Raw genomic sequence first — 15,667 nt, 5'->3', positions numbered from 1 at the left:
GCATTTGGTGCAGCCCACGCTGGGGGCGCCAAGCAAGGGCCGCCCCGCCGCGAGGGTGACGTCCCCCTTTTCAGGGGGATGCCGCGTAGCGGCTCAGGGGGGTCTCGTTTCAGCCCAGGCGAGCGAGTTGCTCGTTGATGCGTGTCAGTGTCGAGCCGAAGTCGGCAAGACGCTTGCGCTCTTGCTCCAGCACCGCAGCAGGAGCCTTGGCGCAGAAGGCCTCGTTGCTCAGCTTGCCGTTGGCCTTGACGATCTCGCCTTCGAGGCGCTTGGCTTCCTTGGACAGGCGGGCCTTCTCGGCGGCCACGTCGATTTCGACAAACAAAGCCATGCGGATGTCGCCCAGGACGTTGACCGGAGCGGACTGTGCGGCGGTAGCCCATTCGGCTTCGTCATCGAACACCTTGACTTCGCTGAGCTTGGCCAGGTTTTTGAGCACATCGGCATTGGCGCGCAGAAATGCCGAGTCCTCGGCATTGCCAGCCACGGTGAGCAGCGGCAGGCGCTGGGCGGGCGACACGCCCATCTCGCCGCGCAGCGCGCGGCAGGCATCGACCATCTGCTTGATGCGGCCCACATAGGTGATAGCGGCTTCGTCGATCTTCTCCGGCTGTGCTTCGGGGTAGCGTGCCACCGCGATGGACTCGCCCTTGAGGCCGGCCACGGGAGCGACCTGCTGCCACAGCTCTTCCGTCACGAACGGAATGATGGGGTGGGCCAGACGCAGAATCGCCTCCAGCGTGCGGATCAGCGTGCGGCGCGTGGCGCGTTGCTGGGCTTCGTTGCCGGTCTGGATCTGCACCTTGGCGATTTCCAGATACCAGTCGCAGAACTCGTTCCAGACGAAGTCGTAGATGGCGTTGGCCACGTTGTCGAGGCGGAACTCGGCAAAGCCCTTGGCCACTTCGGCCTCGACCTTTTGCAGCTGCGAAGCAATCCAGCGATCGGGCTGGCTGAAGTGCATATAGCCTGCGAATTCGCCGCCGGGCTGGCATTGTTCCTTGGTGTGAGGAGCCAGGCCGCAGTCATGGCCTTCGCAGTTCATCAGCACAAAGCGCGACGCATTCCAGAGCTTGTTGCAGAAGTTGCGGTAGCCCTCGCAGCGCTTGCTGTCGAAGTTGATGGAGCGGCCCAGCGACGCCAGCGCGGCAAAGGTGAAGCGCAGTGCGTCCGCGCCGTAGGCGGGAATGCCTTCGGGGAATTCCTTTTGCGTGTTCTTGCGCACCTGAGGAGCGGTCTCGGGCTTGCGCAGGCCGGTGGTGCGCTTTTCCAGCAGCGGCTCCAGCGAGATGCCGTCGATCAGGTCGACCGGGTCCAGCACATTGCCTTCGGACTTGGACATCTTCTTGCCTTGCGCATCACGCACCAGACCGTGGATGTAGACATGCTTGAACGGCACGCGACCCGTGAAGTGCGTGGTCATCATGATCATGCGCGCCACCCAGAAGAAGATGATGTCGTAGCCCGTCACCAGCACCGAGGAGGGCAGGTAGAGGTTGTAGTCATCATCGGCTGCATTGCCCTGCTCGGGCCAGCCCATGGTGGAAAACGGCACCATGGCGGAGGAGTACCAGGTGTCCAGCACGTCGGCGTCGCGGCGCAATGTTTTGCCCGGGGCTTGTGCCTGGGCTTCTGCTTCGTTCTTGGCAACGTAGATATTGCCTTCTTCGTCGTACCAGGCCGGAATCTGGTGGCCCCACCACAGCTGGCGCGAGATGCACCAGTCCTGGATGTTGTTCATCCACTGGTTGTAGGTGTTGACCCAGTTCTCGGGCACAAACTTCACTTCGCCCGAGGCCACTGCATCGATGGCCTTTTGTGCGATGGATTTGCCTGTGGCGTCACCCGTGCCTTCGTTGGCCACCTTGCTCATGGCGATGAACCACTGGTCGGTCAGCATGGGCTCGATCACCTGGCCGGTACGGTCGCAGATCGGCACCATCAGCTTGTGCTTCTTGATCTCGACCATCAGGCCCAGCTCTTCCAGGTCGGCCACGATGGCCTTGCGGGCCACGAAGCGGTCCATGCCGCGGTATTTCTCAGGCGCTTCGTCGTTGATCTTGGCGGTCAGCGTCAGCACGCAGATCATGGGCAACTTGTGACGCTGGCCCACCTGATAGTCGTTCTGATCGTGCGCAGGCGTGACCTTCACCACGCCGGTACCGAACTCGCGATCCACATACTCGTCGGCGATGATGGGGATCTGGCGGCCCACCAGAGGCAGGGTCACGGTCTGGCCGATCAGGTGCTTGTAACGCTCATCTTCCGGGTGCACCATCACTGCCACGTCGCCCAGCATGGTTTCGGGGCGGGTGGTGGCCACCACCAGCTGACCTTCACCGCTGCTCAATGGGTAGGCGATGTGCCAGAGCGAGCCGTCTTTTTCCTGGTTCTCGACTTCCAGATCAGACACCGCAGATTGCAGCACCGGGTCCCAGTTCACCAGGCGCTTGCCCCGGTAGATCAGGCCTTGCTGGTACAGCTTCACGAAGGTCTCGGTCACCACCTTGGACAGCTTGTCGTCCATGGTGAAGTATTCGCGGCTCCAGTCCACGGTGTCGCCCATGCGGCGCATCTGTGTGGTGATGGTGTCGCCGGACTTTTCCTTCCACTCCCAGACCTTCTTGGTGAACTCGTCACGGCCCAGGTCATAGCGGCTCACGCCTTGGGTCTGCAACTGGCGCTCCACCACGATCTGGGTGGCGATGCCTGCGTGGTCGGTTCCGGGAATCCAGGCCGTGTTGTAGCCCTTCATGCGGTGGTAGCGCGTCAGCGAGTCCATGATGGTCTGGTTGAACGCGTGTCCCATGTGCAGCGTACCTGTCACATTGGGTGGGGGCAGCTGGATGGAGAAGTTGTTGCCTGCCGCCGTGGCTTCGGTACCGGGCTTGCCTGTGCCGCGATAGCCGGCATTGCCGTAGCCGCGCTTTTCCCACTCAGGGCCCCAATGGGCCTCGATGGAGGCAGGTTCAAAAGACTTGGAGAGGCTGTCGAGGCCGGGCTGTTGAATGGTGTCGCTCATGGCTGCGTTACAAGAACTCTGGAAATGAAAACGGCATCCTGAAAAGGGATGCCGTCTGCATGAAAGATAAGGACGGATTGCCAATGATTTTAGCGATCCGATCCAGTGATGAGCGCGGTAGGTCTTATTTCGCCCTTCTGCGCTTATTTATCAAGCGCTTGTAGCTATTAAATGAGCGAGACACCGCTTGAATAAGTATGTACCACGCCAGAGACGTCGACCAAGGCCCGGGCGGCCCCAACCGCCCCGCAGCGGGGGCGCCGTCCCCCTTGGGGGAAAGCGCAAAGCGCCTCAGGAGGCAGGGACGAATTCCGGCCGGTCGTTGCTCTGCGGCTTGAGCGGAGCGCTGGACTTGCCCTCGGCACGTTCCTTGCGCCACTGTTCCTTGCGGGCCGTCCATTCGTCCAGGCGTGCATGGGCGGTCTTGCTTTCTTTGAGCATCTGCAGCTCGTCGGCCAGCTGGGCCGTCAGCTCCAGGCGGATGCCGTTGGGGTCGAAGAAGTAAATGCTCTTGAAGATGTGGTGATCTGTCACGCCCAGCACTTCCACGCCGCAGGCCTGCAGGCGGGCCTTGGTGTTTTCCAGCTCCTGCACGGAGTCCACACGGAAGGAGATGTGGTTGATCCAGATCGGGGTGTTGGGTGAAGGCAGGGCCGCTTCGTCGTCGCCAATGTCGAAGAAGGCGATGAAGGAGCCGTCCTTGAGGCGGAAGAAGAAATGGGTGTAAGGGCAGTATTCGCCCGTGGAGGGGACGTAGTCGCTCTGGATGATGTGATAGAGCGGCAGGCCCAGAATGTCCTCGTAGAAGTGACGAGTCTCTTCCGCATCCTTGGCCTTGTAGGCGTAGTGGTGCAGCTGCTGCACGGCGGCAGGTGCGGGCAGCTGACTCATGTCCGCGCGCCGAGGCTGGGAGTAAACCGGAGTAGGGGCGGCTTGGCTCATGCGATGTCTCCTTCGATTGTGTGAGTGGTTTTATTCTACTATTCGTAATTGATTAACCTAAAGTAAATTTTTTGATGAAGGGGATTTGTGTCTGAAGCAGGTCGCAGGCGTAAAAAAGCCTGGACCGCTTGCACGGGCCAGGCCAAAGAGAGAGCCCGCAAAGGGCTTCACTCGAGAGTCTTTGCGGACCTGGATTACTGCTTCACGGCTTCGATCTGCATGACCAGGCGCACTTGCTTGGAGAAGCCATAGGGGATGCCGTAGTCCACGCCCCACTGGGTGCGGTCGATGGAGGCTTCAAAGTCGCCGCCGCAGACTTCACGCTTTTGCAGCATGGGGCTTTCGTAGCAGGTGAACTTGTTGGCCTTGAGAGTGACGGGGCCGGTCTTGCCCTTGAGCGTCAGATGGCCGGTCACTTCCTTGAGCTTGTCGCCGTCGAAGATAAATTTGTCGGAGACAAACTTGGCGCTGGGGAATTTCTCGGCGTCAAAGATGTCGGCGCTTTGCAGATGCTTGTTGAAAGCGGCGGTGCCGGAGTTCACCGATGTCATGTCCAGCTCGACATCGACCTTGCCGGTCTTGCCAGCCTTGTCGAACTGCACGTTGCCGCTCTTCTTGTCGAAGCGGGCACGGTTGGTGGAGGCACCAAAGTGATCGATCTCGAAAGTGGCAAACGTGTGTGTGGGGTCGATGGCGTAAGTGGCTGGTGCCGCCTGGGCAGCGGTGGCAAACAGGGACGCAGCGGCCAGGGCGAACAGGGTGGAACGCATGGTGAATACTCCTTCAGGGATTGGAACTATCAAGACATGAGCTACCAGCCATTGACTACCAAGGGCTGGAGCCAAAAAAACGCTTAGAGCTTGCCGACGCCGGTCAGAGCCAGCTTGAATTGCACGTTGACCTCGTCGGCCACCATGGAGGTGTCCTTCCAGTCGCCATCGCCGATCTTGAAGTTCAGGCGCTTGAGCGCCATCGTTCCGGCGGCCGTGGTGGTGGCGCCGGACTGGGTCAGCGTCACGGGCAGGCTCACTTTCTGTGCATTGCCCTTGATGGTCAGCGTGCCGTCCACCTGGAACTTGCCACCGCCCAGAGCCTTGACGGCGCTGGAGTCAAAGGTGGCCTGAGGGAATTTGGCAACGTTGAACCAGTCTGCCTTGGGCAGTTCGGCATCGGTTTCCTTGGCGCCCATGGTGGCGCTGCCGGTATCGACCGTGAAATGGATCTTGCTGCTCTCGGGTTTGGCAGCGTCGAAGGCAATCTGGGCGTCGAACTTCTTGAAGTGGCCCTTGAGCGGCACGCCCATCTGCTTGGCTTCAAAGTTGACGGCGCTCTGTGCAGGCACCAGGGCTTGGGCCGCCTGCGCAGCAGTGCCCATGAAGGCGGTGGCGATCAGTGCGGAGGAAAAAAGGACTTTCATCAAAAACTCCTTGTGATGAACATACAAAAAACTCAAAAACCGGTTCGGCTTGAAGGAGTGAGACAGCGAGCAAGCGCCGCCGCGCAGCAAAGCTGTCGTCCCCTGGGGGAAGCGGCGGGGCCGCCCCGGCGAAGCCGCTCAGGGGGTGTTATTTCCCCGGAATCATTCGTGACAGCAGTCCGTCGCGGTCAATGATCTGATGCTTGATGACGGCAGCGATATGCATCACCACCAGGGCTGCCAGCGCATAGGCCAGATAGCCATGCCAGGGCTTGAGCGCTTCGGCCAGTTCAGGGCTCTTGCTCACCAGGTCAGGCAGCGGCAATTGACCGAACAGCACGATGGGAAATCCTGCTGCCGAGCTGTACATCCAGCCCACGAGCGGGATGGCAAAGAACAGCGCATACATCAGGTGGTGCACGCCATGGTGGGCCATGCGCTGCCAGGCGGGCATGGTGCGGGTGACGGCTTCGGGCAGCTCCGGCGGTCGGTGGGTGATGCGCCAGACCAGGCGCAGCACGGACAGGATCAGAATCGTCATGCCGGCCCATTTGTGCCAGTTGAAGTACTTGAGGCGTGTGGGCGAGAAAGGCAGCCCTGTCATATAGAGGCCAAAGGCGAAGATGCCGATCAGTGCCAAGGCCAGAACCCAGTGCAGGGCGATGGCGGTACCGTTGTAGCGGGGGCTTGAGTTCATGGAAACTGCAATCAGAAAGTGCGGGTTGCGGGCGCTGGGGGCCTGCTGAAATTGATATGCAGTGTATGAAGCGGCGAATGCAAAAAGGTTCAACAGGATTGAGGGCTTGATTCAAAAACGCTGAATGTCCGAGCCAAGAAACTTTGGCATTTGCAAGGTCATCGAGCCTTCGATGCAGAGCGAAGTGGGCGCATGCCGTTTTGCGCGACAAGCACCAATGAAGGAAGTCGGCATTGATGCATATCAATTTTCCGAGTATTTGACTTGTGAATTTGGGTGGCGAGAAATCATGCTGGCCGCTGTTTCTATACTTCGCGCCTCTTAGTCTTTTAAAAGACCAAAGCGTGGCGGACGGCCAAGGCTGGCGATATGTGGGTAGAAATGCCGACAACAACTGCAGCCGTTATCACCTGCTTTTTGACTCTTGGACGCATACAACGTTCAGGAATACATAGTCATCTAGCGATGTGCCCACGCCAGTCCTTGCTGTAGCTGTGCGCATTGCAGCAAGGAGTTGGAACCGTGTCCAAACTGGACTTGAATCGGCGCAGTTTTCTGAAGACTGCCGCCGCCATGGGCGTGATCGCAAGTGTGCGCCCGGTCAAAGACGCGCTTGCGGAATTGATCACGCCCGCCAGCGGTCAGGAGACCCACTGGATCAGTGGCAACACCCTCAACTACCGCCGCGACGGCCTGGCCAAGGTCACGGGGCAGAAGGTCTTTGCCATCGATCTGCGCGCCAGGGACATGCAGGGCTGGCCTGCGCAGCAGTCGCATGCGCTGACCATCCATATCCCGCGCGCCGACCGCATCTACGAAGGCCTGGATCTGTCGGTGCTGGGCAGCGACTACCAGCCCGATGTGCTGATCGATGCCGAGTCCATTGCCGCCGACGGCGTGGGAATGCCCGAGCCGGGCTTCTACGGCGAATTCTTCGTCAAGAAGGGCCAGGTCTCGCCCATGCTGGGGCACCCGGTGGCCGTGGCCATCTGGCACGACTACGAGAAGTTCCGCGTGGCCAACCAGCGTCTGCGCTTCAATGACGCGATCTTCCGCTTCGGTGCCGAGGCTGCCCAGCCGCCGCGCGCGCCCTATGTGGCAGCGCGTTACGTACGCGTGCAGGGCGAGGACGGCTATGGCGAGGACAGGTTCTCGCCCATGAAGAACACCGTCATCTGGCCGCAGCTCGATGAAAAAGGCGTGCACTGGCCCGACAGCAGCCACCCTGCCTTCGGCGCGCTGATGGGCGAGTCGGCCCGCATTCAGGCCGAGATGAAGCAGCCCAAGGACGGCTTGCGCGCTTTTGCACGCAAGTACTACAGCCAGTCCATCGAGCATGTGGCCATGGAAATGGAAAACGGCCTGGCCTGGTATGAGCAGGGCAGCGGTGCGCTGCATATGGTCGCCGCGAGCCAGGCCCCGTACGGCACGGCCGAGCATGTGATGCACATGCTCAAGGACAGCAAGCTGGCGCTGAACCAGCTCGACTACATCAGCTCCTACACTGTGGGCTACGGCCAGAAGGAGCACCATCCCTTCCCGTTCTATGTGGCACTGGCGTCGCTGTACGCCCAGGGTCGCCCGGTGCGGCTGGCGCTGGACCGCTGGAAGCATTTCCAGTTCGCGCTCAAGCGCCATCCCTTCGATGTGGAGACCGCGATCTCGGTGGACAAGGACGGCAAGTTCCACGCGCTGACCTGCCACATGGTGGGCGACGGCGGCGGCGTGACCAACTTCAGCCCCTCGGTGGGCACGGTGGCGGTGACGGCGGCGCAATCCATTTACTACTTCCCCGAGAGCGACCTGTCGACCGAGGTGTACCCCTCCATCGGCGTCACGGCCGGCTCCATGCGCGGCTACGGCACGGTGCAGTCCATGGCCTATACCGAGATGCTGGTCGACGAGATCGCCCAGGAGATCGGCCTGGACGCCATCGAGCTGCGCCGACGCAATGTGCTCAAGAGCAGCATGAAGAACACGCAGGGCGCCTCGCCCTCGGGGCATCTGCGCATTGGCGAGATCCTGGACATGGCTGCCAAGGATGCGATGTGGACCGAGCGCGCCAAGCGCAAGGCCGACTTCGAGGCGGCCAACCCCGGCCTGCGCTACGGCATAGGCTTCGGTGCGGTGCAAAAGGACTTCGGCACGGGGGCGGAAGCCTCGATCGCGCAGCTGGAGATCACGCCCGAGGGCCGCATCAAGATGCGCCATATCGCCACCGAGATCGGAACCGGCAGCACCACGGCGCAGCTGGTGGCGGTCGAGCCCTTCCTGGGGCGCCCGGCGGACGATGTGGACTTCGCTGTCAATCACTGGGACAACCTGCCGCTGCATACCAAGGACGAGCCCTACACCACGCCCCAGGCCAAGGAGGACGAGCTGGCCAGAGACCCGACCTGGACGCCGCGTCTGGTGTCGCCGGTATCGGCCTCGAACTCGGCCTACTACTTCCGCCATGCCACGCAGCAGGCGGCGCAGCTGCTGCTCAAGCTCTGCCTGTGGCCTGCGGCCCAGTCGATCTGGTCTGGCAAGGAGGGCGGAGGCCAGTTGCTGCCCAGCACCGTCACGGAAGACATGCTGGAGTGGCGCGAGCGCATGCTCGTTGCCGAAGGCCTGGAGCCGCTGAGCCTGGAGCGCCTGGCCGAGCGCGCGCACGAGCTGGGCGTCGTGACCGGCGTCTGCGTGCATGCCTTCAACCGCTGGGCCTGGGCCAAGGCCGACTTCACGGTCGAGGGCCAGAAGTTCCAGGCCATGATCGACGCCCTTTCCGTGCAGTACGGCAAGGGTGCAGGCGAGGCCAAGAAGGCCGCGATGAAATCCGGCGGCTATGCCTTCATCGCACGCGACAAGGTCTATTACCCGCCGGTGCAGCGCACCAATGCGGGCACGGTGTACTACGCGCCCTGCGCCACCATGGTGGAGCTGTCCGTCTCCCCGGGCACGGGCAAGGTGAACATCCTCTCGCACAAGACCTGGCTGGAATGCGGCACGCAGATCGTGCCCGAGCTGGTCTCCGGCCAGATTCAGGGCGGTGTGGCCATGGGCATTGGCCATGCGCTGTACGAAGAGCTGCCGCTCCATGAGACCGGCCCCGGCAACGGCCAGTGGAGTCTGAGTCGCTACCACGTGCCGCGCGCCAGCGAAGTGGCCGTGTGGAAGGCCGAGGGCGTGGTGCTGCCGCCGCTGTCGCGCACTGATCCGCCCAAGGGCATGGCCGAGGTGGTGATGATTCCGGTGGTCGCCGCCTGCGTCAACGCCATCGCCCATGCCACGGGCAAGCGCTTCCATGCGACCCCCGTGACCCCCGACAAAATCAAAGAGGCACTGTGATGCAGGACCGTATTCAATTCTCCGCCACCATCAATCGCAAACAGGTGGGCCCCGTCGACGTTCCCAAGGATTTGATGATGATCGAGTTCCTGCAGGAATACGCGGGCATGAACGGCACGCGCCTGGGCTGCGGCCAGGGCGTGTGCCGCGCCTGCACCATCATCGTCGACGACCCTGAAAAAGGCTCGATCACCGTGCCCGCCTGCGTGACCGGCGTGACCTGGCTCAACGGCAAGACCATTCGTACCGTGGAAGGCATTGCCTCGGTGGACGACAAGGGCGTGGTCCATCCCTCGCCGGTGCAGAAGGCCTTTCTCGAGCACTACTCCTTCCAGTGCGGCTACTGCACGCCCGGTTTCGTGAACTCGGCCACCGTGCTGGTGGAAAAATTGCAGAAGCACCCCGTGCCCGCCGATGAGGTGGAAAAAGCCATCGAGGAGCAGCTGGAGCCCCATATCTGCCGCTGCACCGGCTATGTGCGCTACTACAACGCCGTGCGCGACGTGATCCTGAAGACGCCGGGCCTGACCACGGGCAAGCGCAGCAAGGAGGTCGTGAACAATGGCTAAGACCTGGATCAAGGGCCTGGGCGCAGCCGCCGTTGTGGGCGTGCTCGTGGCTGGAGGCATGTACCTGTACGGCAGCGCAAGCGGCGACGTCCCGCCGGCCACGGTGGACTTTGCCAAGCTGGGCCCGCAGGAGTTCGATGCGCTGTACAAGCGCGGCGAGCAGGTGTTTCGCGGCGGTGACTGCGCGGCCTGCCACAGCTCGCCCGCCACGGGCGCGGAGCTGGCAGGCGGTGTGCCCATGGTCACGCCCATGGGAACGCTTTACGGCAGCAATATCTCGCCTTCCAAGGCGCACGGCATCGGCGGCTGGACGGCCGACGATCTGTACCGCGCAGTGGCTGCCGGCATGGCGCCAGGGCGCAAGAACCTGTATCCGGCCATGCCGTACGCCAGCTACCACCAGATCACGCGTGCCGATGTCGATGCGCTGTGGGTGTGGCTGATGAAGCAGCCGGCCGTGGAGGTCGCCAACAAGCCCAGCGAGATGAACTTCCCTTTCAACATCCGTCCTGCCGTGGCCATGTGGAATGCGCTCAATCGCCCCGCTGCCAAGGAGTTCGACATGTCGGTGGACGAGCTGGTGCGCGGCAAGTATCTGGTGGATGTGTTGGGCCACTGCGCCGAATGCCACAGCCCGCGCACCAAGGCCACCTTTGCCATGGATGGCTCGCGCTATCTCGAGGGCAACACCATCGAAGGCTCCTACGCTCCGGCGCTGACCCCCGATGCGCTGAGCGAGCGCGGCTGGACCAAGGACGATCTGGTCAGATTCTTCCGAACCGGGCTGTCGCCGCAAGGGGTGATGACTTTTCGCATGTCATCAGTGCTTGAGCATTCCACCTCGCGCATGGCGGAGGCCGATGTGCGCGCCATGGCCGCTTATCTGACCCAGAACCGCGAGATGCCCGGGCCCAAGGTCAAGGCGGCCGAGGGGCAGACCAGCGTCAAGGGCGAGAACCTGTACCTGGGCCTGTGCGCAGGCTGCCACGGTGCGCAGGGCCAGGGCCAGCCGCATTCGTCGGTGCCCATGAGCACCAACACCACGGCCATGTTCCCCACGCCCATCAACCTGATTCGCGTGATCCGCGAGGGTGTGCACGAGCGTGATCTGGCCCATGGCGAACGCATGCAGACCATGCCGGGCTATGCCGACAAGCTCAGCAACGAGGAGATGGCCGATCTGGTCAACTACATGCGTCAGACCTGGGGCGGCCGCCCTGGCGACGTGACCGCCGCTGAGGTGGCGGAGCATGTGAAGACCATAGAGCACAGCAAGTAACTCCGGACCTGGCTAGAGGCCACGGTCGCTCGCGGATTTCCGCGGCGGCCGTGGCCTTTTGCTTTGCGCCAGAGGGCAGCAGGGGCGTTGGCCTCACAGCGTCCGCTCGACGCCGTGTTTCCTTGCGAGGCTGCGCCTATTCGTCCTGCGCCGGATTGTCCGGTAGCACCACCATGGCCTGGGCTGCGAGCTTCCAGGCGATGGCCGAGGCCTCCATATCGCCACGGTGCTCGGCCATCAGCGCCAGGCGCTGCCAGGCGCGGGTACGCAGTTGGCAGTCTTGCAGCAGCGGTGCGGCGCGGGTCAGCAACTGCTGGGCCTTGCCCCAGAGCTCGCGCTGCACGCAGGCCATGCCGGCCAGGTATTGCAGGCGCGGCTCGCGCGGGTTGGCATTGGCTGCAGCTTCCATGCGAGCGAGCCAGGCTCCATCCAGCTTGCCCAGGCTTGACTGCAACACTTCCACCAGCTTGGGCAGATGGGTTTCCGTACGCGGTCCGGGCTGGGTGAGCAAATGCTCCCACACGGGCAGCAGCCAGGCGCGTGCCTGCAGGGCTTCGCCACCCAACTCGATCAGGCGTTCCGTGGCAGGGATGGCCACTTCGGGCATGGCGCGCTCGTCTTCGTCCAGCGACAGCCAGAACTGCTGCAGCGACGAGGTGTCGCGTGCGTCGCGGATGCTGGCCAGCAGCAGGCCGCGAACCACGCTGGCCGAGGCTGCGGGAGAGAAGGCGCGGTGCTTGGCCAGCAGGCGGGCGGTGTCCAGCGCCGCCTGCGTGTCGCCGGATAGGCGTGCGGCCTTGAGCTTGATGCGCAGGGCAATCGTGCGACGGCCGGCGCCCAGGGGCAACTCGCCCAGGCGGCGAATCGATTCGGCGGCATCGCGGTCGTCCAGTGCCCAGCGCGCGGCGCGCATCTGGGCACCTTCGCGAATTTCCATGTCCTGGGTGTTGCCGGGTATGGGCAGCACGTCCAGGGCCTGCTGCCAGTGCTTGTCGCGCAAGGCGGCATCCTGCAGGGCGTGGGAGGCATCGGCGGCGATCAGATGGGCCGTGGCGTTCAGGCGCTCGCCATACGGCAGGCCGGCCTTTGCTTCGCGCAGCGATTGCTCGGTGGACAAGGCGACCAGGGCCGATTTGCGGGCGCGCAAAAAGCGGCCGGCTTGCAGGTGCGAGAGTGCTTCGAGCAGGCTCTGGTTCATGCCACGCTCTTTTTGCTGCATGCGCCAGCGGCGTGCCTGGTGCGGCATCTGCAGCAGCACTGCCAGGGCACGCAGCGCGGCATAAAGCAGCACGAAAGCCAGAAAGAGCAGAGCCAGGGCCAGGTTCAGCGACATGTCCACCCGGTAGGGCGACAAGAACCAGGTGACCGAGCTCTGGTTATTGCCGGCAAACAGCGCCATGGCCACGGCCACGGCAAACAGACCCATCAACCACAAGGCGGCGCGCATCTCTGTGTCCTCCTCGATTAGCGGCCGGCGGCCGCTGTGGTCAAAGCGTTCAGCGTGTCTTCAAGCTCTACGCGTCCGCCCGTATGCAGATTGGCCTGAATCTGCTGCAACTGCGCCTGGGCGATCTGGGTACGCCGTGAGCGTGCGTCAAAGTATTTGTTGAGCAGGGTGCCCGCAGCGCTGAGGTCGGCGCGCGCCGATTCCCACTGGCGCGACAGCAGGGCCAGACGGGCGTTGAGCAGTTGCAGCTTGAGGTTCTCGCGCAGGAAATAGCCCTGCTCGGGGGCCAGCAGGGCCACCTCGGGGTGATCAATGCGGCGCACGCGCACCAGATCGGCCGCGCCATCCTTGAAGGAGTCCCAGACCCGCTGACCCTGGCCCTGCCACCAGGCCCATTGAGTGAGGGAGAGACTGGCGTCCTCGGGCGTGTCATGAGCGGCCGCCGTCTTGCGGGGCTGGGCATCGCGCGCGCGCGGGCGGCCCACATCGTTGATCAGGGCCAGGTCGTCCACCTGGCGAATCAGGTCTTCAATACGACTGAGCACTCCCGTGGTGTCCGTCACGCTCATGCGCGCGAGCTTGTCCAGATCCAGATCAATGGCTCGTACAACGGGAGCCAGACGCGGCTGGGCCGTGCTTTCCACGCGCTTTCTGGCCGATTTGAGGCTCGCTACCAGCGGCTGCAGGCTGCCCGAGAGTTCAGCCTGCTGCTGGGCCATGCGTACCGAGGATTCGATATCGGCCACCAGGTTTTCATCGCGCGAGCGCGACATGCTTTGCATCAGCTCTTCGAGCTGGTTGCGTTGCAGGCTGAGTTCGGCCACACGCGCCTCCATCACGGAGACACGCGCTGCGCTGTCGCGAGCCAGATCCTGCGCGTCCTTGGCCAGGGTGCGAGCCTCCACCGACTGCGCGCCGGACTGCGCCGACTGACGCGCCAGTTGCTCCTGCATATTGCCCACGCGCTGCCACAGCATGCCGCAGGCAACCAGGGCTGCGGCAGCCACCGCTGCCAGCGTCAGCACCACAGCCGTGGGAGCACCACGCCCGGTCTGAGCGGGCACGGAATGGTCCTGGTTGGGCGGTGGGGCTATGGGTTGCTTGTCGGAGGTGGGGATGGCATCGGAGCTCATAGCGCCGATTCTATAGACGCCACCACATCGTCCAGACTTGGGCGACTGTGCAAAACCCGACCGAAACCTGCTGAAAGTGCTTTGCTGGCAATGCGCTCATGGGTGGTGAGCGCTAACCCGGAGTGCCATTGCTGCTGGGGCAGCAACTGTTGCAGGTTGGCAACAGCTTCCGAGCTGCTGAACAGCCACAGGCTGCCGTCGCTGGCGGCTTGCCGGGCCAGATCCAGCTGTTGCGCCGTCCATGCAGGAAGCTGGCGCTCATAAACGGCCAGCAGTTCCACCTCGGCTCCGGCTTCGCGCAGGCGGGCTGCCAGCCAGTCACGGCCTGCGCCTTGTGTGGACGGCATGGGTGTGTCGGCATTGCCGACGACGGGGGCGGTCGCCGGGCTGGTGCCGCGCACGATCAGCACGCGGTCGCCGGCTCGAACCTGGCCGTGCACGTTCTGCCACAGCGCTTCGGACTCGAACTGGGCGGCATCGGGGCTGGGGCCGTCGATCTGGCGGCAGCTCAAGCCGAGCTCCAGCAAGGCACGCTCCGTACCCGGCCCCGGAGTCCACGCTCTTGTATCAGGCGCCAGTAACGCCTGACCGGTATGTGTTTGGGATGAGTCTGGCGTAAAGAAATACTGCGCCGCATTGCCGCTGACAAACATCACGGCGCGGTAGTGGCCTGACTTCAGTGCCAGCTCGCGCGCCCTCAGCAGAGCCTGGTGCGCAGCCGGGTCTGTGCAGGAGCCTATGGCCAGCAGCGGCAAGGCCTGGGCCTGCAGACCGCGGGCGCGAAACGCATCAACCCATGGTTTTGCATCATGCAAGGGGCGGGTGACCAGAATGCGGCGCATGGGCAGGCGCGGCTCAGTCCTGCTTGGGCGCCGCAGGCACGGCACCTGCGGCTTGCAACTGCGCGGCCAGTTGCTCGCCCAGGGCGTTGGCGCTGGCAAAGTCCGTGACTTGGGCGCTGGCCTGTACGCGAACCAGACCCTTGCTGCCTTCCATATCGCCCCAGGCCGCATCCATGTGCAGGGTGTCGCCTTCAAAGCGGCCGTATGCGGCCAGCGGCATGGAGCAGCTGCCGCCCATGCAGCGGCTGACGGCGCGCTCGGCAGTCACGGTCAGCCAGGTGGGCATATGGGCCAGCGGAGCCAGGGCGTCAATGATGTCCTGACGGTCGGCGCGCACCTCGATGCCCAATGCGCCCTGACCGGCGGCGGGCAGCATCTGGGCCGGCTCGAACCTGGCGCGGATGCGCTCGCTCATCTCCAGGCGCATCAGGCCGGCGGCTGCCAGCACGATGGCGTCGTACTGACCTTCGTCGAGCTTGCGCAGGCGGGTGTTGACATTGCCGCGCAGGGCCTCGATCTTGAGATCGGGGCGCAGCGCCTGCAGCAGGGCCTGACGGCGCAGGCTGGAGGTGCCCACCACCGCGCCCTGGGGCAGCTCGTCCAGCGATGCATAGCGGTTGGAGACAAAGGCGTCGCGCGGGTCCTCGCGCGTCATCACGCAGGCCAGCACAAAGCCTTCGGGCAGCTCCATGGGCACATCCTTCAGGGAGTGCACGGCCAGATCGGCGCGGCCTTCTTCGAGAGCCACTTCCAGCTCCTTGACGAACAGGCCCTTGCCGCCCACCTTGGACAGGGCTCGGTCCAGAATCTGGTCGCCCTTGGTCGTCATCCCCAGCAGATCGACGCTGTGGCCGCGACCGCGCAAGATCGCCTGCACATGCTCGGCCTGCCACATGGCCAGCTGGCTCTCACGTGTGGCAATGACGATTACTGTGGGTGAGGATGCAGAAAATTTCATGACGGCGCGGTCTCAAGCGGGTAACAGGGAA

The 15,667-nt window shown here is 63.4% G+C and carries 12 protein-coding genes; 3 read left to right on the top strand and 9 right to left on the bottom strand.

Annotated features, from left to right (window positions below):
- Window positions 1-109: 109 nt before the first annotated feature.
- The 5 genes from AC1RTQ_RS17865 to AC1RTQ_RS17845 all read right to left on the bottom strand — a co-directional run bounded on the left by AC1RTQ_RS17865 (window position 110) and on the right by AC1RTQ_RS17845 (window position 6,078).
- Window positions 110-3,022 carry a valine--tRNA ligase gene (locus AC1RTQ_RS17865; protein ID WP_492877684.1) on the bottom strand — a complete coding sequence of 971 codons (2,913 nt, stop codon included), beginning with the start codon at window positions 3,020-3,022 and terminating at the stop codon, window positions 110-112.
- Window positions 3,023-3,313: 291 nt separating this feature from the next.
- Window positions 3,314-3,964: a VOC family protein gene (locus AC1RTQ_RS17860; protein ID WP_492877682.1), complete on the bottom strand. Its 651-nt coding sequence runs from the start codon at window positions 3,962-3,964 to the stop codon at window positions 3,314-3,316.
- A 194-nt stretch (window positions 3,965-4,158) separates the two neighbouring features.
- Window positions 4,159-4,734 carry a YceI family protein gene (locus tag AC1RTQ_RS17855; RefSeq protein WP_492877680.1) on the bottom strand — a complete coding sequence of 192 codons (576 nt, stop codon included), beginning with the start codon at window positions 4,732-4,734 and terminating at the stop codon, window positions 4,159-4,161.
- 83 nt (window positions 4,735-4,817) lie between these two features.
- A complete protein-coding gene (locus AC1RTQ_RS17850) occupies window positions 4,818-5,381 on the bottom strand; it encodes a YceI family protein (RefSeq protein ID WP_492877678.1) in 564 nt (187 codons plus the stop codon).
- A 148-nt stretch (window positions 5,382-5,529) separates the two neighbouring features.
- Window positions 5,530-6,078 (bottom strand): cytochrome b, encoded by a 549-nt coding sequence (locus tag AC1RTQ_RS17845; protein ID WP_492877676.1) that lies wholly within the window; start codon window positions 6,076-6,078, stop codon window positions 5,530-5,532.
- Between the two features lie 522 nt (window positions 6,079-6,600).
- On the opposite strand from AC1RTQ_RS17845, the gene AC1RTQ_RS17840 reads away from it, so the two are divergent.
- The 3 genes from AC1RTQ_RS17840 to AC1RTQ_RS17830 are packed head-to-tail and all read left to right on the top strand — an operon-like array spanning window position 6,601 to window position 11,256.
- Entirely contained in the window at window positions 6,601-9,408 is a 2,808-nt protein-coding gene (locus AC1RTQ_RS17840) for a xanthine dehydrogenase family protein molybdopterin-binding subunit (RefSeq protein ID WP_492877674.1), read from the top strand.
- Window positions 9,408-9,977 carry a (2Fe-2S)-binding protein gene (locus AC1RTQ_RS17835; RefSeq protein ID WP_003052822.1) on the top strand — a complete coding sequence of 190 codons (570 nt, stop codon included), beginning with the start codon at window positions 9,408-9,410 and terminating at the stop codon, window positions 9,975-9,977. Before AC1RTQ_RS17840 ends, AC1RTQ_RS17835 begins: the two co-directional genes overlap by 1 nt.
- Entirely contained in the window at window positions 9,970-11,256 is a 1,287-nt protein-coding gene (locus tag AC1RTQ_RS17830; RefSeq protein ID WP_302089654.1) for a cytochrome c, read from the top strand. Before AC1RTQ_RS17835 ends, AC1RTQ_RS17830 begins: the two co-directional genes overlap by 8 nt.
- A gap of 136 nt (window positions 11,257-11,392) precedes the next feature.
- Here the strand turns inward: AC1RTQ_RS17830 and AC1RTQ_RS17825 are convergent, their stop codons facing one another.
- From AC1RTQ_RS17825 to hemC, 4 genes are read right to left on the bottom strand one after another with little or no spacing between them, the layout of a single operon-like run.
- Window positions 11,393-12,703, bottom strand: coding sequence for a heme biosynthesis protein HemY (locus AC1RTQ_RS17825; protein ID WP_492877671.1), 1,311 nt, complete (start codon window positions 12,701-12,703; stop codon window positions 11,393-11,395).
- 17 nt (window positions 12,704-12,720) lie between these two features.
- Window positions 12,721-13,836, bottom strand: a complete 1,116-nt coding sequence (locus AC1RTQ_RS17820; protein ID WP_302089656.1) for a uroporphyrinogen-III C-methyltransferase — start codon at window positions 13,834-13,836, stop codon at window positions 12,721-12,723.
- Entirely contained in the window at window positions 13,833-14,678 is an 846-nt protein-coding gene (locus tag AC1RTQ_RS17815; RefSeq protein ID WP_492877669.1) for a uroporphyrinogen-III synthase, read from the bottom strand. The genes AC1RTQ_RS17820 and AC1RTQ_RS17815 overlap by 4 nt, the downstream gene beginning before the upstream one ends.
- Before the next feature lie 13 nt (window positions 14,679-14,691).
- Window positions 14,692-15,636 carry a hydroxymethylbilane synthase gene (gene hemC, locus AC1RTQ_RS17810; RefSeq protein WP_302089658.1) on the bottom strand — a complete coding sequence of 315 codons (945 nt, stop codon included), beginning with the start codon at window positions 15,634-15,636 and terminating at the stop codon, window positions 14,692-14,694.
- Window positions 15,637-15,667: the final 31 nt, after the last annotated feature.

Source organism: Comamonas sp. GW821-FHT11H03 (genome assembly GCF_058807955.1).
Note: the sequence above shows the minus strand (reverse complement) of the source record. Positions and strands in the feature narration are given on the sequence as shown.